This window comes from Streptomyces sp. NBC_00669 (assembly GCF_036226785.1).
In the GTDB taxonomy this organism is placed as follows: domain Bacteria; phylum Actinomycetota; class Actinomycetes; order Streptomycetales; family Streptomycetaceae; genus Actinacidiphila.
Map to the genome: position 1 here is coordinate 347,188 of NZ_CP109018.1, position 24,674 is coordinate 371,861.

Genomic DNA, 24,674 nt, shown 5'->3' on the forward strand with positions numbered 1-24,674 from the left:
CTCCTGCTCCTGCTCGACCTCGGCGCTCTCGCCGCCGCCCGCCGCTCTCGCGGCCCTCGCCCTGGCGTCCTCGTACGCCCTCGCGCCCGCTCATCTGCTCATCCGCTCATCACGCCGCTCCCCCGGCCGTCCCCTCCCCCGCTCCTTCCGACACACCTTCCTCCACGCGTCCCTCCAGGCGGCGTTCCGCACGTCCGCCGGCCGTTCCCCTGTCCCCTCCCTCCCCGTCCGCTCCGTTCCGCGATCCGGTGGTGTCCCATGCCTCTGCCTTGTCCGTCTCCCAGGAGGTCCCGATGACCGGGCCACAACCGCCGTCCGGGCGCGACCGGCCCTCGCGCCGCACCCTGCTGCGCGGCAGCGCCGCGGTGGCCGCCGCGGCCGGCGCGGGGCCGCTGCTGTCCGCGTGCGGTGCGGGCGACGGTGACGGCGTCGGCAAGGACGGCCGGGTGACCGTCGAGCTGTGGCACGGTCAGACCGACGTCGGCAGAGCCGCGATCGAGGGGCTCGTCGCCGAGTTCAACCGGACCCACCCGACGATCAGGGTCGATCCGGGCGGCGGCGTGCTGTCCGACTCGATGCTCCAGAAGGTCACCGCGGCCCTGGCGTCCGGCTCGTATCCGGACATCGCCTACATCTTCGGCTCCGACCTGGCCAGCGTCGCGCGCAGCCCGAAGGTCGTGGACCTCACCGCGACCGTGCGGAACGGGCCGACACCGTGGAACCGGTTCTGGCCGGCGTCCCGCGACGCCGTCACCGTCAACGGCCGGGTGCGCGCCGCGCCCGCCGTGCTGGACTCGCTCGCCGTGATCTGCAACAAGAAGCTGTTCGCGGCGAAGGGCCTGGCACTGCCGCGACCGGGCTGGACCTGGCAGGAGTTCACCGAGACCGCGAAGGCTCTCAGCGACACCGGCGCGGGGGTGTTCGGCACCGGCTGGCCGGGCGTGGGCGACGAGGACACGGTCTGGCGGCTGTGGCCGATGGTCTGGGACCTGGGCGGCGAGGTGGTCGCCTCGGACGGGCACAGCATCGGCTTCGCCGACAGCGGGGTCAAGGCCCTGGAGACCGTCGCCGCGCTCGCCAAGGACCGCAGTGTCTACGTCGACCCGAAGCCCGGCAGCGAGCAGATGTACCAGGTCTACAACTCCGGCCGGATGGGCATGGTCGTCGCCGGCCCCTGGGCGCTGCCCGACATCATCCAGGCGAAGATCGACTACCAGGTGGTGCCGCTGCCCAGCTACAGCCGCAAGCCCATCACCATCGCCGGACCCGACACCTGGACGCTGTTCGACAACGGCTCCGCCCGGGTGGCCGCCGCCCGTACCTTCGTGTCCTGGCTGATCCAGCCCGCACAGGACGTGCGCTGGGGCATCAGGACCGGCAGCCTGCCGCTGAGCCGGGCCACCGAGGCGACACCGCAGTGGATCGCGCAGTCCCACAAGATCGCGGCGCTCACGGTGTTCACCAAGGCCCTGGAGACCGCCCGGGTCCGCCCCAACCACGCCGCCTACCCGCAGATCTCCGCAGCGCTCGGCCAGGCGATCGTCAGCGTGCTGCTCGGCCGCGCCACCCCGGCGAAGGCGATGCACGACTGTGCCCGCCAGTCCAACGCCGCTCTGCTCATCCCGCGCTGAGGAGGACCCATGCCTCGCCTTCCCACCCCGCTCACCCTGCCCGCCGGCGCCCCGACCGACGCCGAGCTGCGGCGGGCCCGACGCCGCCGGCGGCGCTCGGAGTCGACCGCCGCGTGGGCGTTCGTCATGCCCTCGGTGCTGGTCATCCTCGGCCTGAGCGTCCTGCCGGTGATCTGGTCGCTGCTGCTGTCCTTCCAGGCCGACGACCTGGTCACGCCCAGCCGCTGGGTCGGGCTGCAGAACTACCACGCGCTGACCCAGGACCCGAACTTCCGCCAGGCGGTGCGCAACACGCTCATCTACACGGCGCTTTACGTGCCGCTGAGCATGGCCCTCGGGCTGGTGCTGGCGCTCGCGCTGAACCGCAGGATCAGGCTGGTCGGCCTGTACCGGACGCTGATCTTCGTGCCGTTCGTCATCTCGGCGACCGCGCAGGGCGTGCTGTTCTCCTTCATCCTCGACCCGGAGTTCGGCGCGGCCAACTCGGTGCTGCACGCGCTGCACATCCCCGCGCAGGGCTTCCTCACCGACCCCGGGCAGGCGCTGTACGTCCTGGTGGCGATCTCGCTGTGGAGCGGCACCGGCTTCTGCCTGGTGGTCTACCTCGCCGCGTTGCAGGACGTGCCGCCGGAGCTGCTGGAGGCGGGCCGGCTGGACGGCGCCGGCCGCCGCCACCTGCTGCGGCACGTGGTGCTGCCGACGCTCACCCCGGTGAACGTCTTCCTGCTGGTGTGGCAGGTGATCGAGTCCTTGCAGGTCTTCGACCTGGTGTACGTCACCACCAAGGGCGGCCCGCTCGGCTCGACGACGGTGATCGTCTACTTCATCTGGGAGATGGCCTTCCAGAACTTCACCGCCGGATACGGGGCGGCGGCCGCGTACGTCCTGGCGGTGGCCCTGCTCGTGCTCGCGGCGGGAACCCGGTTGCTGCGCCGCCGCGGCACGGACCGCCTGGAAGGAGCCACCCGATGACCGCGACCTCGGCGCCCGCGCGTGCCGTCCCCGACTCGGACACGCCGTCCGCCGCCCCGCCCGGCGGCCGGGCCCGCCGGCTGCTGCCGTTCAGCGCCTGGCATCTGGCACTGGCCCCGCTGGCGCTGCTGTTCGCGATACCGCTGGTGTGGCTGCTGCTGAGTTCGGTGATGAGCGACGCGGAGATCAACCGCTTCCCGCCGGCGCTGTGGCCCTCGCACATCGACCTGAGCGGCTACCGCTACGTGCTGGGCAACGCGATGTTCCCGCGCTGGTTCGCCAACTCGCTGATCGTGTCGGTGTCCGCGGTCGCCTCGAACCTGGTCTTCGGCGCGCTGGGCGGGTACGCCTTCGCGCGGATGCGGTTCGCCGGGTCGCGGATTCTGCTGGTGACGATGCTGGCCACGATGGCCATCCCGTTCCAGCTGACGATGATCCCGACGTTCCTGGTGATGAAGCGGCTCGGGCTGATCGACTCGCTCGGCGCGCTGATCGTGCCGTCGCTGGTCACGCCGTTCGCGGTGTTCCTGCTGCGGCAGTTCTTCCTGTCGCTGCCCAGGGAGCTGGAGGAGGCGGCCTGGATCGACGGCTGCTCGCGGCTGCGGGTGCTGTGGTCGGTGGTGCTGCCGCTGTCCCGGCCGGCGCTGAGCACGGTCGCGGTGCTGACCTTCCTCAGCACCTGGAACGACCTGACCTGGCCGCTGATCGCGATCAACCACGACGTGCACTACACGCTCCAGTTGGGGCTGACCACCTTCCAGGGGCAGCACCACACCAAGTGGTCGGCGGTGATGGCGGGGAACGTCGTCACGGTGCTGCCGGTGCTGCTCGCCTTCCTGGGCGCGCAGAAGTCGTTCATCCAGTCCATCACTTCCAGCGGCCTGAAGGGCTGATCCGATGCCACCCACGTTCGACCTGCTGGTGGTCGGGGACGTCAACCCCGATGTCGTGGTCGGCCCGCTGACCGGGCCACTCGCCTTCGGGCAGCGCGAGCAACTGGTCTCCACCGGGCTGCTCACGCTGGGCGGCTCGGCGGCCATCATGGCCTGCGGCGCGGCCCGGCTCGGCTTGAAGGTCGCCTTCGCCGGGCGGATCGGCGCCGACGACACCGGCGCGTACGTCCGCGCCGCGCTCGCCGCCCGGGGGGTGGACACCCACGCGCTGCGGGAGGACCCCGGCCTGCCGTCGCCGCTGACCGCGGTCCTCAACCGGGCCGCGGGGCCTGGCGAGCGGGGCGGCGACCGGGCCATCCTCACCGCGCCCGGCACGCTGGCCGCCACCACCGGCGACGACGTGCCGGCCGCGCTGCTCGCCGACTGCCGCCATGTGCACGCCGCTTCGTACTTCCTGATGCCGAAGCTCGCCGCGGCGCTGCCGGACCTGTTCCGTACCGCCCGCGGGCACGGCGCGACCACCTCGCTCGACACCAACGACGACCCGGACGGGCGGTGGGACCCGGCGGGCCTCGCGTCCGCCTTGCCGGTCACCGATTACCTGCTGCCCAACGCCCAGGAGGCGCGGGCGCTTTCGGGCGCGGCCGACCTGGAGCGGGCGGCCGCGGCGCTGGCCGGCCAGGGCCCGACCGTCGTGGTGAAGGACGGCGCGGACGGAGCGCTCGCGCACGACGGCACGGCCCTGCTACGTACGCCCGCGGTGCCGGTGACGCCGCTGGACACCGTCGGCGCGGGCGACAGCTTCGACGCGGGGTTCGTCGCCGGGATGCTGGCCGGCCTGCCCCTCGAAGGCGCGCTCGCCCTCGCCGCGGCCTGCGGCGCGCTGTCCACCCGCGCGTACGGCGGCACCGGCGCACAGCCCACCTGGGACGAGGCGCTGGCCGCGTCCCGCACCACCGCCCCGGACCCGGGGCAGAACCACGGAGAGAGCACGTGACCACCACCACTGCCAAGATCGCGTTCATCGGCGCCGGGAGCGTCGTGTTCACCCAGGGGCTGCTCGCCGACCTGTTCGCCTTCGAGGAGCTGAAGGGCGTGCACATCGCGCTGCACGACATCGACGCGGAGCGGCTGGCGACCGCGGAGGGCGCGGCCCGGCACATCGCCGCGCACCTGGGCGCCGGGCCGCGGATCACCGCGCACGCCGACCGCCGGGAGGCGCTCGCCGGCGCCGACTTCGTGGTGAACATCGTGCAGGTCGGGATGGGCGAGTCGACCCGCACCGACTTCGAGGTGCCGGCCCGCTACGGAGTGCGGCAGACCATCGGCGACACCCTGGGCGTCGGCGGCATCTTCCGCGCGCTGCGCACCTTCCCGCTGCTCAAGGCGCTCGGGCAGGACATCGCGGAGGTGTGCCCGGACGCGTGGCTGCTGAACTACACCAACCCGATGGCGATGAACGTCCAGTACCTCGCCGAGGCGACCGGGCTGACCCGGGTGGTCGGCCTGTGCCACTCGGTGTACTGGACGATGCACGACCTGTGCGAGCTGCTGGAGGTGCCGTTCGAGGAGGTCCGCTACCAGGCCGCCGGTGTCAACCACCAGGCGTGGGTGCTGCGTTTCGAGCACCAGGGCGAGAGCGTGTACCCGCGGCTCGACGCGCTGATCGAGCGGGACCCGCAACTGCGCCGCCGGGTACGCGTGGACATGTACCGGCGGCTGGGCTACTACCCGACCGAGACCAGCGAGCACTCCTCGGAGTACGTGCCGTGGTACCTCGGCCACGCGAGCGAGGTGGAGCGGCTGCGGCTGCCGATCGGCACCTACCTGGACATCGTGGCCGACAACGTGGCGGAGTACGAGAAGACCCGCGACTCGCTCGCGGCCGGCACCCCGCTGCCGGTGGCCGGCACGATGGAGTACGCGCCGCAGATCGTGCACAGCATCGTGACGGGCACGCCCCGCACGGTCTACGGCAACGTGACCAACCGCGGCCTGATCGACAACCTGCCCGCCCACGGCACCGTCGAAGTGCCGTGCCTGGTCGACGCGTTGGGTGTGCAGCCGACCCGGGTCGGGGCGCTGCCGCCGCAGTGCGCGGCGCTGAACCGCTCCTACCTGAGCATGAACGACCTGGTGGTGCGGGCGGCGGTCGAGGACGATCCGCGGCACATCCGGCACGCGGCGATGGCCGACCCGGCGACGGCGGCGGCGCTGCCGGTGGAGAGGATCTGGCAGCTGTGCGACGACATGGTGCGCGCGCACGGGGAGTTGCTCCAGCCGGGCCTGCGGGCGGTGCTCGGCAGCTGATGCGCCCGGCCTGACGAGCCGCGCACCGCACCGGCCGCGCACCGCGGGGAGGCAACTCCCCGCGGTGCGCGGCCTGTCGGTCAGCTGGCGCCGGCGGTTCCGCTCAGCTCCTCGGACCAGTAGCTGCCGGTGGGCAGCGTGTCCCAGGGGTTGGGCAGGTCGTCGGGGGTGGCGTAGAGGTAGCCGGCGTTGCGCTGCTTGCTCAGCGAGACGGTGGTGTCGAGGTCGGCCTGGGTGGGGGTGGCGTAGACCAGGTGCCAGAACTTGCCGGGGTCGGTGGCGTTCAGCTCCCAGGCGGGCGGGGTCCAGGAGGCGTAGGTGGCGTAACTGCCCTCGAACATCACCAGGATGTCGGCGGCCGAGGAGTAGCACTGGTCGGCGGGTGCGCCGGGGTTGTCGACGGTGAGGGCGCCGGGGTGCGCCTGCTTGGTGGTGGTGTTGATCCCCGAGTAGAGGTTCACGTGCGCGTTGTTGGTGCCGCAGTCGTTCAGGGCGTCGTCGAAGAAGATCCCGGCCAGGCCCGAGGAGCCGTACCAGGAGTACCAGTTCGCGACGTCCGCCTGGATCTGCGCGGTCCAGGCGGCGACGGTGGTCTGCCCGTCGCGGGTGGTGCGGCCGGTGGTGCCGAAGTAGCCGGTGTCCACGTAGCCGATCACCTTGGTGCCGGAATTGGTGGCCGACCGTACGGCCTGGGCGTAGCCGCTGTCGGCGGCGGTGCCGGGGCCGTTGGAGGGGTTGGCGACGGCGATGCCGACGCCGGGTCCTGCCTGGTCGATCTGGTTCCAGTAGCCGGCGCCGGCCGCGTCCGAGGGGTTGAAGTAGGCGGGTACGGCGACGTGTTGGACGCCGGCGGCGGCGTTCGCCGGGGCGCCCGCCGTGCCCAGCGCGGTGAGCGCGAGCGCGGTGGCGGCCGCGGTGAGCACGGCCGCCCGTGCCCGCCCGGCGGTCCGGCCGGAGCCGGCCGCCGGGCGGTGGGAGGTCGATCGGTGGGTCGATCGGTGGGAGGAGAACACGTGTGCCCCTTTCACGGTGGGGGGTGGGGTGGCGGAGCGGGCCGGTCAGCCCTTGACTCCGGTGTGCGCGATGCCCTGCACGAACTGCCGTTGCAGGAAGGCGAACACCACGATGACCGGCAGCGACGCGAGCAGCGAGCCGGCCATCAGCACGGGGTAGTCGGTCTGGAACTGGCCCTGGAGGGAGGCGAGTCCGGCCGAGAGGGTCATCTTGTCGGGGTCGGTGTTCACCACCAGCGGCCAGAACAGGTCGTTCCAGCTCCACAGCAGGGCGAGGACGCCGAGCGCGACCAGACCGGGGCGCACCAGCGGCAGCATCACCGACCAGTAGATCCGAAACGGCCCGGCGCCGTCGATCCGCGCGGCCTCCTCCAACTCCCTGGGCAGCGCCAGGAACGACTGCCGCAGCAGGAAGACGCCGAACGCGCTGAACATGCCGGGCAGGATCAGCGCCTGGAGGCTGTTGAGCCAGCCGAGGTCGGACATGATCTGGTACTGCGGGATGATGAACAGCTGCGGCGGCACCATCAGCACCGACAGGAACAGCCCGAACAGCACGCCGCGGCCGGGGAAGCGCAGCCGTGCGAAGGCGTAGGCGGCCATCGGGCACAGCACGACCTGGCCGAGGGTGCGGCCCAGCGCCATCAGCAGCGTGTTGAGGAACTGGTGGCCGAACGGCAGCAGGTCGAAGACCTTGCGGTAGTTCGACCACTGGCTGCCGGGCAGCGGCGACGGCGGCACATGGGTGGCGTCGGTGAGCGACTTCAGCGAGGTGACGGCCTCCCACACGAACGGCCCGACCATCACCAGCGAGGCGGCGATCAGCACGGTGTGGACGCCGAAGTGCGAACCCGTGCGCCGGGAACGGGCCTCAGCCATAGTGCACCCACCTTTTCTGCATGCGGAACTGAAGGGCCGTCAGGGCGATGATGACCAGCAGCAGCACCATGACGATCGCGGCCGCGTAGCCGCGGTCGTTGGTGACGAACGCCCGGTCGTAGAAGAGCTGCACGACGGTCTCCAGGCGCGGGAAGGCGGGGTTGGCGCGGGCGGCGTCGCCGGAGCCGGCCATCACGTAGACCAGGTCGAACAGTTGCAGCGACCCGATCACCGAGATCACCGACACGAAGAACGCGGTGGGCGACAGCAGCGGGATGGTGACCGAGAAGAACTGCCGTACAGGGCCCGCGCCGTCGATCTCCGCGGCCTCGTAGTACTCCTTCGGGATCGCCTGCATGCCGGCGAGGAAGATCACCAGGTTGTAGCCGATGCTGCTCCACACGCCGACCGCGACCAGCGCGTACAGCGCCACCCGCGGGTCGGCGATCCAGTTGGGGCCGTCGACGCCGACCAGCGAGAGCAGGTAGTTCACCAGCCCGTAGTCGCCGTTGTAGAGCCACCGCCAGACCATGGCGATGGCCACCGGCATGGTGACCACCGGTAGGAAGAACAGCGTGCGGTAGACGCCGATGCCGCGCAGGCCGGGCCGGTTGAGCAGGGCGGCGAAGACGATCGCCAGCGGGATGGAGACCAGTCCGAGCCCGGTGTACGCAAGGGTGTTGACCATCGCCTGGCCGAACTCGTGGTCGTGCAGCATCCGGTGGTAGTTGTCCAGGCCGCTCCAGGTGTGGCCGCCGAAGGCTCCCCAGGCGGTGAAGGAGAAGTACGCGGTCTGCACGACCGGCCACAGGTAGAACACCGCGAGGCCGAGGCCGATCGGGGCGATGAACGCGTATCCCCACAGCGCCTCGACGACCCGGTCGCGGCGCGGGCGGCGGCGGGCCCGGCCCGGGCGGCGGCCGTCGGGCGGCGGCTGCTCGGTGCGGGCGGCGCCCGGGGTGGAGGTGATCGTCATGTCACTCCTTGGCGAGCGAGGCGTTCATCGCCGCGGCGAGTTCCTTGGCCGCCTTGTCGAGCGACTCGTCGCCGTTCCACACCTTGGTCAGGTAGGTCAGCTCCTCCTCGTTCCAGGCCGCGGTGTCCTTGGAGACGGGGAAGGGCACGGCGTACGGGAGTTCGTCCAGGAAGGTCTGGAGCTTGAACTGCGGGTGCGCGGCGATCCAGGCGCCCTGGGTGCCGTTGTAGGCGGGCATGGTGCCCTTGGCGCCGAAGATGTCCGCGGCCTGCTTGGAGCCGAGGAACTTCACGAACTGCCATGCCTGGTCGGCGTGGTGGGTCTTGGCCGAGACGACGTTGGCGACGCCGTGGATGACGGTGGCCTGCTTGACGCCCTTGGGCAGCGGGGCGACGTCCACGTGCGTCTTGGTGTAGCTGTTGCCGCCGAACTCCGTCGCGTCCCACGAACCGCCCCAGTACATGGCGATCTTGCCGGCCTCGAAGAGCTGGAGCGGCGCGGTGTCGGTCATCGTCTTGAGGTCGGGCGACTCCTTCTTCGCGATCAGGTCGGTCCAGAAGCGCAGGCCCTCGATCGTCTTCGGGTCGTCGTAGCCGGACTTCTTGCCGTCGGCGGAGATGACGTGGCCACCGGCCTGGGCGATGGTGTTGTACTGGTACTCCTGGAAGCTGGTCAGCTCCGCGTCGGTGCCGTACTGGCCCTTGCTGCTGTCGGTCAGCTTCGCGGCGGCCTGCTTGAAGTCGCTCCAGGTCCAACCGGCCTTGGGGTAGGGCACCTTGGCGGCGTCGAAGAGCGACTTGTTGTACCAGACGCCGACGGTGTCCATGTCCTTCGGCAGGCCGTAGTGCTTGCCCTGGTAGGTGTAGAGGTCCACCAGCTGCTTCGGGTAGGCCGACAGCGGCACCTTGTCCTTGGCGATGTCGTCGTCCAGCGGGCGGATCACGCCGTTGGACGCGTACAGCTGGAAGTTGGGGCCGTTCATCCAGAACACGTCAGGAGCGGAACCGCCGGTCGCCGCGGCCTTCAGCTTGGTCCAGTAGTCGGCCCACGGGGTCAGCTCGACCTTGATCGAGATGTTCGGGTGGGTCTTGGTGAACGCCTTCCCGAGCTGCTCCATCGCCGACTTCTGGGTGGCGTCCCACACCCCGTAGGACAGCGTGACCTTGCCGTCGGAGGACGCCGAACCACTTCCGCCCGACGAGCAGGCAGAGGCGGCCAGGACCACCCCCAACGCCATCGCAGGCCACCGCACCGAGTTCCGCATCCCATGTCCTCCCGACAGTCGAGAAGCCCTCCGCGCCGACCGGCCAGCAAGGGCATCGAGTTCGCCTAATCATGGAGTCCAGGGAAATTAAGTCAATACCCGGGGCGGTTACGAAGTTGTTGCCGCCGCGTGCCGGCCCTCCTCGCGCGCCGCGTTCCGGGCCTGCCGCGCGCCGCGCGGGCACGGCTACGGGCGGCGTCGCGGAAGCGTTTCCGCCACCCGGCGCCGCACCGTACCACCAGGTCAGCGGCCCCCGTCGCCCCGGCCGCCGCCGCCCCGACCCGCCCCGCCCGGCCCCCGCGCGAAGCGCTCGGGACCGCCGAGGTCGGCGCTCTCCCGCAGTTCGCGGTCCACGTGGTCGAGCGCGAGGCGCAGCGCGCCCAGCGCCACCCCCTCGTCGCCGAACTCCGACACCCGCACCTCGGGCGTGCGGATGCACCAGCGGTCCAGCTCGCGCCGCAGCGGCTCGGCGATCAGGTCGGCGGATCGTGAGAACCCGCCCCCGATCACCACGAGTTCGGGGTCCAGGGTCAGCACCAGGGCCGCCGCGCCGACGGCGACGTCGCGGACGTAGCGGCGTACCACCGCCGCCGCCTTGCGGTCGCCGGCCCGCGCGGCCTCGAAGACCGCCTCCGCCGCCGCGTCCATGTCGCCGGCGGGCTCGGCGGCCGGCCAGGACTTCAGGTGCTCCTGGGCCCTGATCCACCCCGACGCGGGCAGCGCGCCGATCTCGCCCGCGGCGTTGCCGAAGCCGCGGTGCAGCTTGCCGTCGATGATCAGGCCCGCGCCGGTGCGCAGGCCCGCCAGGATGAGCACCACGTCCTTGGCGTAGCGGGCCGCGCCGCGCCAGGACTCGGCGAGCGCCGCGAGCTTGCTGTCGTTCTCCACCAGGACCGGGCCGCCCACCCGCCGGCCCAGGTGCCCGGCCACGTCCACCCCGGTCCACTCCGGCAGCGCCTCGGAGAGCATCACCCGGCCCGCGCCGTCCACCAGCCCGGTGGTGGCCGCGCCCACCGCCCAGATCCCGTCGGCGGCCACCCCCGCCCCGGCCAGCGCGTCGGCCACCGCGCGGTCCAGGGCCGCCAGCCGCTGCTTGCGGCCCATCGCAGGCGCGACGGCGATCCGGCCGCTGTGCAGCACCGTGCCGTCCAGGTCCGCGACCAGGGCGAGGATCTTGTGGCCGCCGATGTCCACGCCCAGCACGCGGCCGGCGTCGGCCCGGAACCGGTACCGGCGGGCCGGCCGGCCCACGGCGCCGGCCGCGGCCGGCACGTCGGCCAGCCAGCCGCGCTCCAGCAGTTCGCGGACCACGTCCTCGGTGGAGGCCCGGGACAGCCCGGTCCGGCGGGAGATTTCGGTCAGCGTCAGCCCCGGCTCCTCGCGCAACACGCCGATCAGCGCGAGCGAGTTGAGCCGCCGGAGCTGGGACAGGTCGCCGCCCGGCGCAGCGTCGGTCACCAGGCCCCCTTGAGATCGGTTGCCACACACCTAATAATGAGGGACTCCTTCGTAAGTACGGGAAAGGACCCCATGCCTCGGGTGACTCTAGCTCTCGTCGGCGCCGGGCTGCGCGGCCTGTCGTACGCGCGCCGTGCCCATGACACCGGCGAGGGCCGGGTGGTGGCGGTGGCCGAGCCCGACCCCGGGCGACGTGCCGCCGCGGCGCGCGAGTTCGCTGTCCCGGCCGACCGCGTGTACACCGACTGGACCGAACTGGCCGCGGCCGGACCGCTCGCCGACGCCGCCATCGTGGCCACCCAGGACCGGCAGCACAGCGGCCCCACCGTGGCGCTGGCCGACCAGGGCTACCACATCCTGCTGGAGAAGCCGATGGCCACCGAGGAGGCCGAGGCCGAGGTGATCACGGCGGCGGCCGAGCGCAACAAGATCATGCTGGCCGTCTGCCACGTGCTGCGCTACACCCCCTACACCCGTGCGCTCAAGGGGATGCTGGACGACGGGACGATCGGCCGGCTGGTGAGCGTGCAGCACCTGGAGCCGGTCGGCTGGTGGCACCAGGCGCACTCCTTCGTCCGCGGCAACTGGCGGAACTCCGGCACCTCCGCGCCGATGCTGCTCACCAAGTCCTGCCACGACATCGACTGGCTGCTGCATCTGTTCGGCCGGGCGCCGCGGCGGGTCGGCTCCTTCGGCAGCCTGACCCACTTCCGTGCCGAGGACGCCCCGAAGGACGCCGCCGAGCGGTGCCTGGACTGCCCGCTGGAGTCCACCTGCCCGTACTCCGCGAAGCGGCTGTACCTGGACTGCCTCGCCGACGCGGACAGCCGGTTCTGGCCGCTGTCGGCGGTCACCGACGACCACACCGAGGCCGGGGTGCTGGCGGCGCTGCGCACCGGGCCGTACGGCCGCTGCGTGTACGCCTGCGACAACGACGTGGTGGACCACCAGGTGGTGTCGATGGAGTTCGACGACGGCGCCACCTGCTCGTTCACGATGAGCGCGTTCACGCCGATGGAGCACCGCAGGACCCGGCTGATGGGCACCCGCGGCTTCCTCGACGGCGACGGCCGGAGCATCCGCCGGGTGGACTTCCTCACCGGCGCGGACGAGACGGTCGAGGTCGGGGCCGAGGCGGGCGCGTCCGCCGCCGACGGGCACGGCGGCGGCGACGAGGCGCTGATGGACGCCTTCCTCGCGGCCGTCGCGACCGGCGACGCGGAGCTGCTGCGGTCCGACGCCGCCACCAGCCTGGCCGGCCACCGCGTGGTGTGGGCGGCGGAGCGGGCCCGGATCAGCGGCACCGTGGTCGACGTGGCGCCGTAGCCCCCGCGGGCCCGTTCGCCCGGTCCGCCGCCCGCCGAGGTCACTCCTTGGTGGCGCCGGCCAGCATCCCCGAGACGAGGGTGCGCTGGGAGAACAGGAAGAGCACGAGCACCGGAAGGATGGCGACGATGATCGCCAGCGCCAGCTCCGGGATGGTGATGTTCAGCCCGGCACCGGCGACCGGGTTGAACGACGGTGTGGAGGTGAGCAGTTGGTTGAGCCCCACCTGGATCGGGAACTGGTCGCTGCTGGGCAGCACCAGGTACGGCAGGAAGAAGTTGTTCCAGTTGCCGACGAAGCTGAAGAACGCCACCAGGCCGACCACCGGCTTGGCCAGCGGCAGCGCGATCCGGGAGAACAGCTGCCACTCCGAGCAGCCGTCGATCCGCGCGGCGGACAGCAGGTCGCGCGGCAGGCTGGTGGCGAAGTAGATGTACACCAGGTACACGCCGAACGGGTAGAACGAGAAGGGCAGGATCACCGACCAGATGGTGCCGATCAGGTGGAAGCGGTTCAGCTCCAGGAAGATCGGCAGCACCAGCGTCGCCGACGGCATGATCATCGTCACCAGGGTGGCGAGGAGCAGCGTCTTGCGGCCGCGGAAGCGGGTCAGCGCCAGCGCGTAGCCGGCCGGCAGGCTGGTGAGCAGGGTGAGCACCAGCGAACCGAGCGAGTAGACCGCGGAGTTGCGCAGCCACACCAGCAGCACGTGGTCCTGGAAGTCGTACAGGTGCCGCCAGGCGGCGCCGACCTGGTGCAGCGAGCCGAACGAGAGCGGGTTGTCGTGGGTGATCTGGCCGGCGGTCTTGGTCGGGGCCAGCAGCAGCCACACCACCGGCAGCACGAAGAAGACCAGCAGCGCGGCGAGCAGCACACCGATGACCAGGACCGAGACGGCCCGCGAGGGCGCGGTGCGCCATCCGGCGGCGCGCGGGGCGGGGGTGGGGGCGGACCGCCTCGCGGCGCCCCTGGTGGCGTGTGTCGTGGCGGGTGTCGCCACGTCCGTCGTGGCTTCTGTCATGGCGTCATTTCTCTTCCGAGGTGAACATGTTCGTCCGGGCCACCAGCACGCCGGCGCAGAGCAGGCCGAGGGCGAGCAGGAAGACCGAGATGGCCGCGGCGCCGTTGAAGTCGCCCTTCTGGAAGGCGTAGACGTAGGCGAGCTGGTTCGGCGACCAGGTGGGGCTGACCCGGCCGAGGCTGGCGGTCTGCAGCAGCTGCGGCTCGACGAACAGCTGGGTGCCGCCGGCGAAGGCGAGGATCGTCATGTAGGCGATCCACTGCCGGATCATCGGGATCTGGATGTGCCAGGCGATCCGCCAGGGCCCGGCGCCGTCCATCCGGGCGGCCTCCAGCACCTCGTCGGAGATGTTGTTCAGGGCCCCGTACATCACCACCATCCAGCCGCCGGCGCCGGTCCAGAAGGCGATCAGCAGGAAGATCACCGGCAGGTTGCCGGGGGCGAGCACGGCCGCGAAGCTGCCCAGGCCGAGGGATTTCAGCAGCCAGGAGACCGGGCTGACGTCGGGGTCGAGCATGAACAGCCAGACCAGCACGCTCGCCACGCCGGCCAGGGCGCCCGGGATGTAGTACAGGAAGCGCAGCAGCGCGGACAGGCCGGGGCGGACCCGGCTGCGCAGCACCACCGCGGTCAGCACCGTGAGCACCACCAGGACCGCCAGCCACAGCACGAGGTAGACCAGCACGTGGGTGAAGGCGGGGCCGAAGCGGTAGTCGCGGGCGACCTTGGTGAACTGGTTGATGCCGGTGAACTGGCCCGCGTCGTTGGTGAACGCGAGGTAGAAGGCGTAACAGGTGGGGAAGACGCCGAAGGCGAGCAGCAGCAGCGTGTAGCCGGCGACGAAGAGCCGGCCGGCGGCCCCGCCGGTCCGCCGGCGCGGCGCGGGGCCGCGTCGGCGGACCGGAGCGGTGACGCGCCGGGTGTCCAGCAGCGTCATCCGGTGGTCACCTGGTATCCGTCGCTCTTCGCCTCGTTGCTGATGGCGCTCTGCCAGGCGGGCAGCGTGGCGGTGAGGGACTTGCCCGCGGTCAGCGCCGGCAGGACCACGCTGGACCAGGCAGTGGCGTCGGAGAACCTGGTGTTCGACCAGCCGGTCCACACCTCGTTCGCGGCCTGCTGGAACGGCGCGCTGACGTCGGCGGCGAAGTAGTCGCGGTTGGCGGGGTTGGCCAGCCACGCGGTGGCCGCCTTGGTGTAGGCGGGATAGGTCGGGGCGGACGCCTGGTTCTCGTCGGACGTGGTCAGCCAGGTGGCGAGGTCGGTGGACGCCTTGAGGTTCTTGCTGTGTCCGGAGACCATCCACACCCCGCCGCCGACGTTGCCGGTGGCCGCGGTGGTCTCCCCCGGCCAGGTCAGCGGCGCAGCGGCGGCCATCTGCTTGGCGGGGGTGTGGAAGGCGGTCTTGAACAGGTACTGGCCGTACCAGGACGGCCCGTACGCCATCAGCACCTTGGACCCGCTGTCCTTGGCGAAGCCCTGGCTGAAAAAGCCCTGGGTGCTGACCGCCTTGGCGGAGATCAGCTTGTCGAGCAGGGTGGACATCCGGGTGCACTTCGGGTCCTTCAGGTCCACCCGCAGGGTGTCGGGCTTCACCAGGTCGAAGGCCGGGCACTGGCTGGACCAGAGGTAGGACTCCTGGGAGTTGGTGTCGCCGACCGAGCCGACGAGGTAGCCGGGGTGCTCCTTGGCGACCTTCTCGCCGAGCGCCTCGTACTGCGCCCAGGTGGTGGGGACGGTGTAACCCCACTTGTCCATCAGGGACTTGTTGTACCAGAGCACGACCTGGGCGATGTCGTTGCGCAGGCAGTAGGTGTGCCCGTCGAACTGGCAGGGCGCCAGCGACCCCTTCGCGAAGCCGTCCAGGGTGCTCGCGGGCACCAGATTCTGGTCCAGCGGGGCGGCGAAGGGGATGGCGCCGGGCTTGGTGGGGGCCGACGCCCAGGTGACGTCGGTCGGCGAGCCGAAGACGACGTCGGGCCAGCCGCTGCCGGTACGGTCGAACAGCTCGACCTTCGTCTGCAGGTAGCTGGAGCCGTCGGCTCCGCCGTCGTACGTGACGATCTTCATCTTCACGTCCGGGTGGGCCTTCTGGTACGCCTGCACGGACGGCAGGCGGGTGGCGTCGGCCCACACCGTGATCGGGGAGCCGGCCTTCTGCGCGGCCGGTGTGAACGCCGCATGCCCGGCGGCCGTGCCGGCGTCCTTGGTGGTGTCGGCGCTGGCGCCGCATCCGGCCACCAGGGCGGTGGCCGCTGCCAGGGCGACCGCGGCGACGGCGGTGCGTACCGCCGACCGGCGCGGGGTGGTTCTCGCGGAACCGGAAGACAGCGTCGTCTTCATCGTGGTGCCTTTCTTGCTGCGGGTGAGGGTGATGTCGGGAGCGCTGCTGGAGTCGGGAGCGCTGGTGGGGTCACGAGCGCTGGTGGTGCCGCTGCCGGCGGGGCGGTCAGCGGGGCTGCTCGACGAAGCGGGTGAGCGCGCTGCCGTAGCCGAAGTCGAGCGGGAGGGCGATGCCGGGCCCGGTGGGGGCGTGCACCAGTCCCTGGTCGTCCACGTGGCGTTCCCGTACGACCTGCGTGGCGGTCACCAGGGACTCGTAGTAGGTGGTGTTGGAAATGGCCATGCACAGGTGGTGGTTGGGGATGTCGGAGCCGTGCACCTCCGCGCGCAGCCGGAAGGCGTCGGCGAGGTGCGCGGTGCGCATCGCGCCGGTGATGCCGCCGCGCAGGGTGGTGCCGGCCCGCACCCCGAAGGTGGCGGCGCCGGCCCGGATGAAGTCGGCGGAGTTCATGTGGGCGCCGTCGGAGGTCTCCGCGACGAGCAGCGGTACGTCGACGCACTCGGCGAGCTGCCGGTACGCGCTGACGCTGAACTCGCGCATCGGCTCCTCGTACCAGAGGTAGTCGGCCTCGGCGAGGGCCCTGCCGAGGCGGATGGCGTCGGGCAGGTCGAAGCCCGCCGAGCCGTCGTACATCAGGGGGACGTCCGGGCCGACGTGGGCGCGCAGCGCCTGGCACAGCGCGGCGTCCCGGCGGGCGTCGCCCCAGGCGTGCAGCTTGATGCCGCGGTAGCCCAGCGCCAGGCACTGGTCGGCGACGTCGAGGAACTCCCGGGTCGTGTCGAAGGTGGAGGTGGAGGCGTAGGCGGGGATGGACTCGCGGAAGCCGCCGAGCAGTTGCCACACGGGCTGCCCGCTGACCCGGCCGGCCAGGTCCCACAGGGCGGTGTCGATCAATCCGAGGGTGGGCAGCGGCAGTTCGTGGATACGGTCGAGCTCCCACACCCGGTGCCACAGCCATTCACGGCGGAAGGGGTCAGCGCCGAGCAGTTCCTCCCGGAAGACCCGGTCCACCAGGTCCGTGAGCGTGGTGGCGGCACCCGGCCGGGCGAAGAGCGCCACGCCCTCGGCGCCTTCGTCGGTGCCGATGTGCAGGACCGCCCCGTCGCCGACCGGCGCGCTGCCGCTGAGGCCGTGCCGCCAGGAGAAGGGCGGGTCCGCCGCCGGAACGTCGATCCGGTGGACTTCGACATGAGTGATCTTCATCCGTGCGTGTGTCGTTTCTGTGAGAGGGCGCCGGTGAGAGGAGAGGGCGCCGTGGTCCGTGCGGCCGGAGCGGGCGGGCGCCCTAGGGTCGGCCGTAGACCTGGAGTTCGTAGATGCTGCCGCCGTTGTAGTTCGAGCCGGTGACGGTGAGCCGGACGTAGCGGCCGCGGGTGGGGGTGGCGGCGGGCGAGTAGGCGGTCTGCTGGGTGGTGGCGGTGGCGGTGTGGTCGTCGAGGGTGGTCCAGTCGGTGCCGTCCGCGGAGACCTCGACGCGGTACTGGTAGCCGTTCGCCTTCTCGAAGGTGGTGATGGCGCCGGTCACGTCGTACTGCGCGCCGAGGTCCACCTCGATCCAGGACGGGTCGGGCAGCCCGAGGCCCTGCGCCCACCGGGTGGACAGGTCGCCGTCGACGGCCAGTTCGGGGGTGTTCGGGTCGGAGAAGGAACTGACGGTGACCGGCCGGTGCAGGGCGAGGTCGCCGCCGGCGGGCATCGTGACGGTCAGCGGCTTGCCGGGCGCCGACTCGTTGCCGGCCGCGTCGCGGGCGGTGACGGTGAAGGTGTACGTGGCGCCGGCGGTGAGGCCGGCGAGGCGTACCGAGGTGCCCGTGGAGGCGCTGACGACGGTGCCGCCCTGCCGGATCGCGTAGCCGGTGACGCCGGTGTCGTCGGTGGCGGCCGGCCAGATCAGGTCGGCGACGGTCGGGAAGTCGGTGACCGCGGCGGGCCGGCCGGGGGCGGTGGGCGCGGTGTGGTCGGTCACGGCCGGACCGGGGTCGAGGTGCCGGTAGGCCGGTTGCAGGCCGGCGTTGTCCACGATGGAGGCGGGCAGTTGCTCGCAGGAGTCCACCGTCGTGTTGCCGGTGATCGTGTCGCCGGTGCTGTTGGCCTGGGTGTTCATCGCCGGCTGGGAGGTGAAGTTGCGCTCCGCGGTGATGTCCATGCCGTGGTTGAGGAAGAGCCACTGGAAGGCCACGTCGCACAGGGCGTTGTCCGTGGTGTGCCAGTAACGGCTGCCCTCGTCCTGGTAGATGGCGCCGTAGGCGGTGGGCGTGGTGCCGTTGATGTAGTTCCCGGAGACCACGCCGCCGGGGTCGGCGCTGAGGGTGTAGATGGCGCCGCCGTCGGCCTGCGATTTCATGATGTCGCTGATCACGTTGTCGGTGACGACGGTGTCGCGGCTGGTGGTGGGGGTGTCCCAGATCGGGACGCCGGAGTTTCCGGGGTAGTTGGTGTCCCCGCCCGGGTCGGTCAGGCCCCAGCCCCAGCCGACGGAGATGCCGCTGTAGGGAAGGTCGTAGACCTTGTTGTGGGTGATCACGGTGTGGTCGGTGTAGCCGGCGAAGATCCCGAGCGAACCGCCGTACTGGTCCGCGACGTTGGTGACCACGTTGTTGTCGACCGTGTTGTCCTTGGTGATGTCGCGCGGGTCGGTGGGATGGGCGTCGACCACCTCGACACCGCCGACCTGGATGCCGGTGCCGGCGATCTCCTTGAAGACGTTGCCGGTGACGTCGGTGCCCTGGGTACCGGTGTTGAGGTTGAGGCCGACCGCGCCGAGGCGGGTGAACGTGTCGCCCTGGAAGCCGATCCGGTGGCCGTGGCTGACGTTGACCGCACCGGGGGTCTTCACCCACTTCAGGCGGGTGGAGTCGAAGTCGGGGTTGTCGTCACCGGTGATACGGAAGCCCGCCTGGCCCTCGACCAGGCCGTCGTCCGAACTCGGCGCCAGCCAGGTGGAGTCGGCGAAGGTGATGCCCTGGAAGGAGACGTCGCTCACCGGGTGGGCGGCGGTCCCGTTCAGGTCGACCAGGTCCTGCACGCGCGGCACCGTCACGTCGGCGGTCTTCAGGTCCTGGCCGGGCTTGGGCAGGTAGTAGAGCTCGCCCTGGCTCTTGTCGAGGTACCACTCGCCGGGCGTGTCCAGCAGTTCGCGGGCGTTCTCCAGCCAGGTGGGGTTCTGGATCTCCTCGCCCTGGTGCAGGTTGGCGTTGTGGAAGCAGGGCTGCTGGACGGTCATGGTGGTGCCCGAGATGGACTGCACGGGGCAGCGCATGAGCATCCAGCCCCAGCGGCTGACGACCTCCATGTCCGACTGGTTCTTGTACGCGTCCAGAGCGGTGTCGGTGATGGTGTAGCCGGTCGCGGTCTTGGTGAAGCCGCCCGGGTTGTCGGCGCTGCGGGCGCGCGTCTCCAACTCGCCGTCGACGTAGAGCTGGCGGGTGTCGATGTCGCCGACGTGCGCCTTGTACACGTGGTGGGCGGGGTCGGCGAGGGTCCAGCCGGTGACCTGGCTGCCGCCGCTGATCACAGGGTGGGCGCCGGGCGCGGCCTCGTAGACGATGCGGTGGCCGTTGCTGCCGGAGTCCTGCGGGGTGAGGGCGAAGGTCTTCGACAGGCGGTAGGTGCCGGAGGCCAGTTCGACGTGGATGTCGCCGCGCATGTCGTGGTTGACGGTGCGCACGTAGTCACGGGCGTGCTCGAGGGTACGGAAGGGGTGCGCGGCGCTGCCGGAGCCGGTGTCCCGGCCGGTGTCCGGGGAGACGTGGACGGTGAGGGGCGGCGGCTGGGGGGCGGAGCCGGCGGGTGCGGCCAGCGCCTGGCCCGAGGTGAAGGGGAGCGCGGCGGCGGCGAGCGCGAGCACGGCGAGGGCGCCCCTTCGCACGGGAGTGCGAAGGCGTGGTGACGGTGGGGCTGCGGGTATGGACACGGGTATCCAATCGCCTGGCGGTGGGGAGGGGTTGGTCGAGGGACCCGGTGGGTGCCGGGCCTGATGGCATGGGGCGGCTCGGTCCGCGCGGAGGGGCGGGACGGGAGCGACGCGGGGGACGGCGCGCGGATGCGGTGGCGGGCGCGCGGATGTGCGTGCCGGGCACGCGAGTTCGGTGGCGGGCGCGCGGATGCGGTGGCGGGGCGCGCGAGTTCGAAAGCGGGCGCGCGAAAGGAGGAGCGGGCGCGCGGGTCGAGGCGGGGTCGGTACGGGGCGGGGTGGGGACGCGGGGGCGGAACGGGTTGGACAGGTGGCGGGGCGAACGGGTGGTGCGGGTTGGACAGACAGTGCGGGTTGGACAGGTGGCGCGGGTTGAACGGGTGGTGCGGTCGGTGCGGGTCGTACGGGCTAGGAGGCGGACGACCGAGGTGAGGGGGGTGCGGCCTCGTCGCCCTTGGACCCGCCGCCGGCCGCGGTGGTGCCGCGGTTGCCGGCCAGGTCGAAGACCCGGTCGCGGATCTTGCGCTCGAACTGGTGCTGGGTGGTGGCGATGTGCTCGGCCATCAGGTCGGCGGCGCCTTCGGGTTCGCCCGCGGCGATGGCCTCGGCGATGGCGACGTGCTGGCGTCCGGCGACCTCCAGCGAGCCGGGCACGTCGCCGTGGAAGAGCAGCACGTCCGACTGCGCGGCGAACCGCCGGACGCTTCCGACGCCGGCCCGCAGGAAGACGTTGTGCGCGGCGATCCCGATCGCGTCGTGGAAGTCCGCGTCCGCACGGGCGAAGGCGTCCGAGTCCGCCGCGCGACCGGCGACGAGCGAGCTCTCCGCTCCTTCCCGGATGGCCCGGACCTCGATGGGTGTGGCCTGGGCCGCGGCCCGCCGGGCGGTCTCCGACTCGATCAGCGTGCGGTAGTCCAGCAGCATCAGGACGTGTTCCATGCTGGTCGGCTGGAAGTGCGCGAGCTGGTCGTCGACCGGCCCGCCCGGCGACTCGGCCACGAAGATGCCGGCGCCGCGCCGTACGCTCAGCCGCCCGATCGCGGCCAGCACCTTGACCGCCTCCCGGGTCACGTTGCGGGTCGCACCCAGGATCTCGGCGAGCCCCTGCTCCGTGGGCAACCGGTCGCCCGGCCGCAGCCCCTGGTCGGCGATGTAGCTCAGCACCTGGTCGGCGACGAGTTCATAGCCCGGCCGGTAACGGCCACCCGCCGCGTCACTGTCGCCGGTCGGGGGCAGGGCACCACGTTCGCCAGACACCGGGCGACCTCCTCGTCGATTAATCACGTTCATTTGCGCCGTCACTATGGCATCCACGTTACGGGAAGGGAAGACCTCGGATCATTTTCCCGTCAACTCCCGGACCGCAAGGGTGCAAATCGCATCATACTCTCCCAGTCAGTCCGGTCGGCTCCGGAGGATTGCCGGACCGAGACGGGATGCATAGGGTTCTTCCCGATCGATGAAGCAGATCTGTGCCGTCATCGCGCCACCGGGCGCGGCGGCCGGACGGGAGGACCGACACCATGCGGCGATTCGCCACCGTGATCAGGCTGCGGCCGGAGAAAGAGTCGGAGTACCGGAGCCTGCACGCCGACGTCTGGCCCGGCGTGCAGGCCGCCCTCAAGCAGGCCCACATCGCCAACTACTCGATCTTCCTGCGCGACGGCCTGCTCTTCAGCTACCTGGAGTACACCGGCGCCGACTACGCCGCGGACACCGCGGCCATCGCCGCCGACCCCGTCACCCGACGGTGGTGGGAGCTGACCGACCCGTGCCAGCAGCCCCTGGACAGCGCCGCCCCGGGCGAGTGGTGGGTGCCGGCGGAGGAGGTCTTCCACCTCGACTGACCCGGGTTCCCGACGACGGCCCGGGCCCCCGACGACGACCATCCGCGGGGAGCCCGGGAAATGAATCAGATCAATCCGTCCGCCCGTTGCGACCGTTCACGGCCGCAGCAGGGACCGGGCCGCGGCGTCCTCGCCCGCCTCCAGCAGGTTCGCGGCGGCGCCGACGACCAGCGGGTCCGGCTCGCCGACCACCTCGTCGTCGCGGTCGGTGTACGGGAAGCGGGCCAGCACGCTGCGCATCGCCTCGACCCGGGCCCGCTTCTTGTCGTTGCTCTTCACCACCGTCCAGGGCGCGTACGCGGTGTCCGTCTCATGGAACATCGCGACCTTCGCGGCGGTGTACTGGTCCCAGCGGTCCAGCGAGGCCAGGTCCATCGGGCTGAGCTTCCACTGCCGCACCGGATCGACCTGGCGGATGGTGAAGCGGGTGCGCTGCTCGTTGCGGGAGACGGAGAACCAGAACTTCACCAGCTGGATGCCGTCGTCCACGAGCATCCGCTCGAACGCGGGCGCCTGCCGCATGAAGCGGTGGTACTCGTCGTCGGTGCAGAAGCCCATCACCCGCTCCACGCCCGCCCGGTTGTACCAGGAGCGGTCGAACAGCACGATCTCGCCGGCGGTGGGCAGGTGCGCGACGTACCGCTGGAAGTACCACTGGCCGCTCTCGCGCTCGCTGGGCTTCTCCAGCGCGACCACCCGGGCGCCGCGCGGGTTGAGGTGCTCGATGAACCGCTTGATGGTGCCGCCCTTGCCGGCGGCGTCGCGCCCCTCGAAGAGGATGACGAGGCGCTGCCCGGTCTCCTTCACCCAGCGCTGGAGCTTCAGCAGCTCGATCTGCTGGAGCCGCTTGTGCCGCTCGTACTCCGGCCGCTCCATCCGCTGACCGTACGGGTAGTTCTCCCGCCAGGTGTCGACGGTGCTGCCGTCCGCGCGGACCAGCACCGGGTCGTCCTGGTCGGTGTAGTCGACCGTCATACCGGCGAGCAGGTCACCGGTGCCGGAGCTGGTGTGCCGCACCGTCTCACCCGTCCTTCCGTCCACGTCCGCCGCCCGCGCGGGGCGGGCGGCACCATCCTCGGCCGTACGTCGTCGATCCGCCAGGGCCACCGGGCCCGCCGGTCGACGGGTCCACCGGTCCGACAGTCCGATCGTCTGCTAGTGGAACTGCGGGATGATCAGGTAGAGGCCGTAGAGGACCGCGCACGCGCAGACCACGAAGCAGGCGCCCGCGCTGATGGCCTGCGCGGTGCCCTCGCCGCCGGACGCACGGTGCTGGTCGCGGGCGGCGAGCGCCCACACGCCGAGCGCGAAGAGCACCACGACGCCGACGGTGGCGCCGAAGCTCACCACGGCGACCTCCACCAGCGAACCCCATTTCACGTGCATGTCGCCGTCCTCTCGCCGTCGCTTCCCCGCTGCCGCCGCGGCTCCCGGGCCCGTCCCTGTCCCCGCCACCGTCCCTGTCCCTGTCCCCGCCACCGTCCGCGTTCCGGTCCCGGCGGCATCCGCCCGGACCGCGCGCGGCCGTTCACACCCCGACCCGGGCGCCCGCGGCGGGCGGGGCCGGGGTGACGTGGCCGTCGTTGACGTTCTTCGCGTCGACCGGGTGACGGCGGGACAGCACCACGATGACGCCCGCCACGGCGACGGCCGCCAGCGCGATCAGCACGGTGCCGAGGGTGCCGCCGTGCACCACCGCGCTCGCCGCCACCGCGCCGACGGCCGCGGCGGCCGGCAGCGTCACCAGCCAGGCCAGCGCCATCTGGCCCGCGGTGCCCCAGCGCACCTCGGCGAGCCGGCGGCCGACGCCCGCGCCGAGGATGCCGCCGGAGCAGACCTGGGTGGTGGACAGCGCGAAGCCGAGGTTGGCGGAGGTCAGGATCACCGCGGTCGACGCGGACTCCGCGGCGAAGCCCTGCGGCGACTCGATGTCCACCAGGCCCTTGCCCATGGTGCGGATGATCCGCCAGCCGCCGATGTACGTACCGGCCGCGATGGACACCCCCGCGGTGAGGATCACCCACACCGGCGGGCCCGAGCCCGCGCCGAGGGCGCCGCAGGAGATCAGCGCGAGCGTGATGACGCCCATGGTCTTCTGCGCGTCGTTGGTGCCGTGGGCCAGCGACACCAGCGAGGCGGAGGCGATCTGCCCGATCCGGAAGCCCTTGGAGACCCGGTCGGCCGAGGCGCGCCGGGTGATCCGGTAGGCGAAGTACGTCGCGGCCAGCGCCGCCAGCCCCGCCACGAGCGGCGAGGCGACCGCGGGTATCAGGATCTTCTCGACCACCTGGTCGAAGTTGACCCCTTTCCGTCCCGCGCCCACCCACACCGCTCCGATCAGCCCGCCGAACAGCGCGTGCGAGGAACTGGACGGCAGACCCAGCAGCCAGGTCACGAGGTTCCACACGATCGCCCCGACCAGCCCGGCGAAGATCATGCCCGGGGTGACGAGCTTGTCGTTGACGATGCCGCCGGAGATGGTCCGCGCCACCTCGGTCGACACGAACGCCCCGACGAGATTGAGCACCCCGCTGATCAGCACCGCGACCTTCGGGCGCAGCGCACCCGTGGCGATCGACGTCGCCATGGCGTTCGCGGTGTCGTGGAAGCCATTGGTGAAGTCGAAGGCCAGCGCCGTGACGATGACCATTGCCACAAGAAAGGTGATGTGGTCCACGTCACCAGGAGAGCATCACTTGGCGTACTCAGCGAGACATGGACGTGAAGGTACGGTACGCACGGGAAACGAGTGTGGTTCGACCCGCGCGGGGCACCCGGCCAGGCACCACGTCTGCTCCCCCGCCCCTCCGTTCCCGCCGGCAGCTGACGG

21 protein-coding genes are annotated in these 24,674 nt (G+C 71.5%); 7 read left to right on the plus strand and 14 right to left on the minus strand.

The window, feature by feature from the left end:
- Nucleotides 1–293 precede the first annotated feature (293 nt).
- The 5 genes from OG896_RS01470 to OG896_RS01490 are packed head-to-tail and all read left to right on the plus strand — an operon-like array spanning nucleotide 294 to nucleotide 5,806.
- Entirely contained in the window at nucleotides 294–1,631 is a 1,338-nt protein-coding gene (locus OG896_RS01470; RefSeq protein WP_329361594.1) for an ABC transporter substrate-binding protein, read from the plus strand.
- A 9-nt stretch (nucleotides 1,632–1,640) separates the two neighbouring features.
- Entirely contained in the window at nucleotides 1,641–2,603 is a 963-nt protein-coding gene (locus tag OG896_RS01475; protein ID WP_329361595.1) for a carbohydrate ABC transporter permease, read from the plus strand.
- Entirely contained in the window at nucleotides 2,600–3,496 is an 897-nt protein-coding gene (locus OG896_RS01480) for a carbohydrate ABC transporter permease (protein ID WP_329361597.1), read from the plus strand. Before OG896_RS01475 ends, OG896_RS01480 begins: the two co-directional genes overlap by 4 nt.
- Nucleotides 3,497–3,500: 4 nt before the next feature.
- Nucleotides 3,501–4,493, plus strand: coding sequence for a carbohydrate kinase family protein (locus OG896_RS01485; RefSeq protein ID WP_329361598.1), 993 nt, complete (start codon nucleotides 3,501–3,503; stop codon nucleotides 4,491–4,493).
- Nucleotides 4,490–5,806 carry an alpha-glucosidase/alpha-galactosidase gene (locus OG896_RS01490; protein WP_329361600.1) on the plus strand — a complete coding sequence of 439 codons (1,317 nt, stop codon included), beginning with the start codon at nucleotides 4,490–4,492 and terminating at the stop codon, nucleotides 5,804–5,806. Before OG896_RS01485 ends, OG896_RS01490 begins: the two co-directional genes overlap by 4 nt.
- A gap of 80 nt (nucleotides 5,807–5,886) precedes the next feature.
- Here the strand turns inward: OG896_RS01490 and OG896_RS01495 are convergent, their stop codons facing one another.
- From OG896_RS01495 to OG896_RS01515, 5 genes are all read right to left on the minus strand, one after another.
- Nucleotides 5,887–6,819 (minus strand): spherulation-specific family 4 protein, encoded by a 933-nt coding sequence (locus tag OG896_RS01495; protein ID WP_329361602.1) that lies wholly within the window; start codon nucleotides 6,817–6,819, stop codon nucleotides 5,887–5,889.
- Nucleotides 6,820–6,864: 45 nt separating this feature from the next.
- Entirely contained in the window at nucleotides 6,865–7,698 is an 834-nt protein-coding gene (locus OG896_RS01500) for a carbohydrate ABC transporter permease (protein ID WP_328473148.1), read from the minus strand.
- Nucleotides 7,691–8,674 carry a carbohydrate ABC transporter permease gene (locus OG896_RS01505; protein WP_329361605.1) on the minus strand — a complete coding sequence of 328 codons (984 nt, stop codon included), beginning with the start codon at nucleotides 8,672–8,674 and terminating at the stop codon, nucleotides 7,691–7,693. The genes OG896_RS01500 and OG896_RS01505 overlap by 8 nt, the downstream gene beginning before the upstream one ends.
- A gap of 1 nt (nucleotide 8,675) precedes the next feature.
- Nucleotides 8,676–9,911, minus strand: coding sequence for an ABC transporter substrate-binding protein (locus tag OG896_RS01510; protein ID WP_329361607.1), 1,236 nt, complete (start codon nucleotides 9,909–9,911; stop codon nucleotides 8,676–8,678).
- A gap of 270 nt (nucleotides 9,912–10,181) precedes the next feature.
- A complete protein-coding gene (locus OG896_RS01515; protein ID WP_329361608.1) occupies nucleotides 10,182–11,396 on the minus strand; it encodes an ROK family transcriptional regulator in 1,215 nt (404 codons plus the stop codon).
- 72 nt (nucleotides 11,397–11,468) lie between these two features.
- On the opposite strand from OG896_RS01515, the gene OG896_RS01520 reads away from it, so the two are divergent.
- Nucleotides 11,469–12,722 (plus strand): Gfo/Idh/MocA family protein, encoded by a 1,254-nt coding sequence (locus tag OG896_RS01520; protein WP_329361609.1) that lies wholly within the window; start codon nucleotides 11,469–11,471, stop codon nucleotides 12,720–12,722.
- Nucleotides 12,723–12,762: 40 nt separating this feature from the next.
- Here OG896_RS01520 and OG896_RS01525 read toward each other — a convergent pair whose 3' ends face one another.
- The 6 genes from OG896_RS01525 to OG896_RS01550 form a co-directional block, all read right to left on the minus strand.
- The gene (locus OG896_RS01525) at nucleotides 12,763–13,743 is read right to left on the minus strand and encodes a carbohydrate ABC transporter permease (protein WP_329361611.1); all 981 of its coding nucleotides are present in this window, start codon (nucleotides 13,741–13,743) and stop codon (nucleotides 12,763–12,765) included.
- 4 nt (nucleotides 13,744–13,747) lie between these two features.
- Nucleotides 13,748–14,680, minus strand: a complete 933-nt coding sequence (locus OG896_RS01530) for a carbohydrate ABC transporter permease (protein ID WP_329361613.1) — start codon at nucleotides 14,678–14,680, stop codon at nucleotides 13,748–13,750.
- Nucleotides 14,677–16,083 carry an ABC transporter substrate-binding protein gene (locus tag OG896_RS01535; RefSeq protein ID WP_329361614.1) on the minus strand — a complete coding sequence of 469 codons (1,407 nt, stop codon included), beginning with the start codon at nucleotides 16,081–16,083 and terminating at the stop codon, nucleotides 14,677–14,679. The genes OG896_RS01530 and OG896_RS01535 overlap by 4 nt, the downstream gene beginning before the upstream one ends.
- 106 nt (nucleotides 16,084–16,189) lie before the next feature.
- Nucleotides 16,190–17,287 (minus strand): enolase C-terminal domain-like protein, encoded by a 1,098-nt coding sequence (locus OG896_RS01540; protein WP_329361617.1) that lies wholly within the window; start codon nucleotides 17,285–17,287, stop codon nucleotides 16,190–16,192.
- A gap of 82 nt (nucleotides 17,288–17,369) precedes the next feature.
- Nucleotides 17,370–19,730 (minus strand): discoidin domain-containing protein, encoded by a 2,361-nt coding sequence (locus OG896_RS01545; protein ID WP_329373613.1) that lies wholly within the window; start codon nucleotides 19,728–19,730, stop codon nucleotides 17,370–17,372.
- 675 nt (nucleotides 19,731–20,405) lie between these two features.
- On the minus strand, nucleotides 20,406–21,254 hold the full coding sequence (locus tag OG896_RS01550) for a FadR/GntR family transcriptional regulator (protein WP_329361619.1): 849 nt from the start codon (nucleotides 21,252–21,254) through the stop codon (nucleotides 20,406–20,408).
- Nucleotides 21,255–21,520: 266 nt separating this feature from the next.
- Between OG896_RS01550 and OG896_RS01555 the strand changes: the two genes are divergently transcribed.
- The gene (locus OG896_RS01555; protein WP_329361621.1) at nucleotides 21,521–21,844 is read left to right on the plus strand and encodes an L-rhamnose mutarotase; all 324 of its coding nucleotides are present in this window, start codon (nucleotides 21,521–21,523) and stop codon (nucleotides 21,842–21,844) included.
- Nucleotides 21,845–21,940: 96 nt separating this feature from the next.
- On the opposite strand, the gene ppk2 is transcribed toward OG896_RS01555, so the two are convergent.
- The 3 genes from ppk2 to OG896_RS01570 all read right to left on the minus strand — a co-directional run bounded on the left by ppk2 (nucleotide 21,941) and on the right by OG896_RS01570 (nucleotide 24,521).
- Nucleotides 21,941–22,819, minus strand: coding sequence for a polyphosphate kinase 2 (ppk2, locus tag OG896_RS01560; RefSeq protein WP_328474848.1), 879 nt, complete (start codon nucleotides 22,817–22,819; stop codon nucleotides 21,941–21,943).
- Nucleotides 22,820–22,999: 180 nt separating this feature from the next.
- Nucleotides 23,000–23,230, minus strand: a complete 231-nt coding sequence (locus OG896_RS01565; protein WP_329361623.1) for a hypothetical protein — start codon at nucleotides 23,228–23,230, stop codon at nucleotides 23,000–23,002.
- A gap of 142 nt (nucleotides 23,231–23,372) precedes the next feature.
- Nucleotides 23,373–24,521 (minus strand): inorganic phosphate transporter, encoded by a 1,149-nt coding sequence (locus OG896_RS01570; RefSeq protein ID WP_329361625.1) that lies wholly within the window; start codon nucleotides 24,519–24,521, stop codon nucleotides 23,373–23,375.
- Between the last annotated feature and the right edge of the window lie 153 nt (nucleotides 24,522–24,674).

Bases quoted from the DNA above. Each gene is read 5' to 3' on its own strand.
- OG896_RS01470 (WP_329361594.1), top strand. From the start codon at position 294: ATGACCGGGCCACAACCGCCGTCCGGGCGCGACCGGCCCTCGCGCCGC.
- OG896_RS01555 (WP_329361621.1), top strand. From the start codon at position 21,521: ATGCGGCGATTCGCCACCGTGATCAGGCTGCGGCCGGAGAAAGAGTCG.
- OG896_RS01485 (WP_329361598.1), top strand. From the start codon at position 3,501: ATGCCACCCACGTTCGACCTGCTGGTGGTCGGGGACGTCAACCCCGAT.
- OG896_RS01525 (WP_329361611.1), bottom strand. From the start codon at position 13,743: ATGACAGAAGCCACGACGGACGTGGCGACACCCGCCACGACACACGCC.
- OG896_RS01530 (WP_329361613.1), bottom strand. From the start codon at position 14,680: ATGACGCTGCTGGACACCCGGCGCGTCACCGCTCCGGTCCGCCGACGC.
- OG896_RS01535 (WP_329361614.1), bottom strand. From the start codon at position 16,083: ATGAAGACGACGCTGTCTTCCGGTTCCGCGAGAACCACCCCGCGCCGG.
- OG896_RS01540 (WP_329361617.1), bottom strand. From the start codon at position 17,287: ATGAAGATCACTCATGTCGAAGTCCACCGGATCGACGTTCCGGCGGCG.
- ppk2 (WP_328474848.1), bottom strand. From the start codon at position 22,819: ATGACGGTCGACTACACCGACCAGGACGACCCGGTGCTGGTCCGCGCG.
- OG896_RS01520 (WP_329361609.1), top strand. From the start codon at position 11,469: ATGCCTCGGGTGACTCTAGCTCTCGTCGGCGCCGGGCTGCGCGGCCTG.
- OG896_RS01480 (WP_329361597.1), top strand. From the start codon at position 2,600: ATGACCGCGACCTCGGCGCCCGCGCGTGCCGTCCCCGACTCGGACACG.
- OG896_RS01505 (WP_329361605.1), bottom strand. From the start codon at position 8,674: ATGACGATCACCTCCACCCCGGGCGCCGCCCGCACCGAGCAGCCGCCG.
- OG896_RS01545 (WP_329373613.1), bottom strand. From the start codon at position 19,730: ATGCGCGGCGACATCCACGTCGAACTGGCCTCCGGCACCTACCGCCTG.
- OG896_RS01475 (WP_329361595.1), top strand. From the start codon at position 1,641: ATGCCTCGCCTTCCCACCCCGCTCACCCTGCCCGCCGGCGCCCCGACC.
- OG896_RS01500 (WP_328473148.1), bottom strand. From the start codon at position 7,698: ATGGCTGAGGCCCGTTCCCGGCGCACGGGTTCGCACTTCGGCGTCCAC.
- OG896_RS01510 (WP_329361607.1), bottom strand. From the start codon at position 9,911: ATGGCGTTGGGGGTGGTCCTGGCCGCCTCTGCCTGCTCGTCGGGCGGA.
- OG896_RS01565 (WP_329361623.1), bottom strand. From the start codon at position 23,230: ATGCACGTGAAATGGGGTTCGCTGGTGGAGGTCGCCGTGGTGAGCTTC.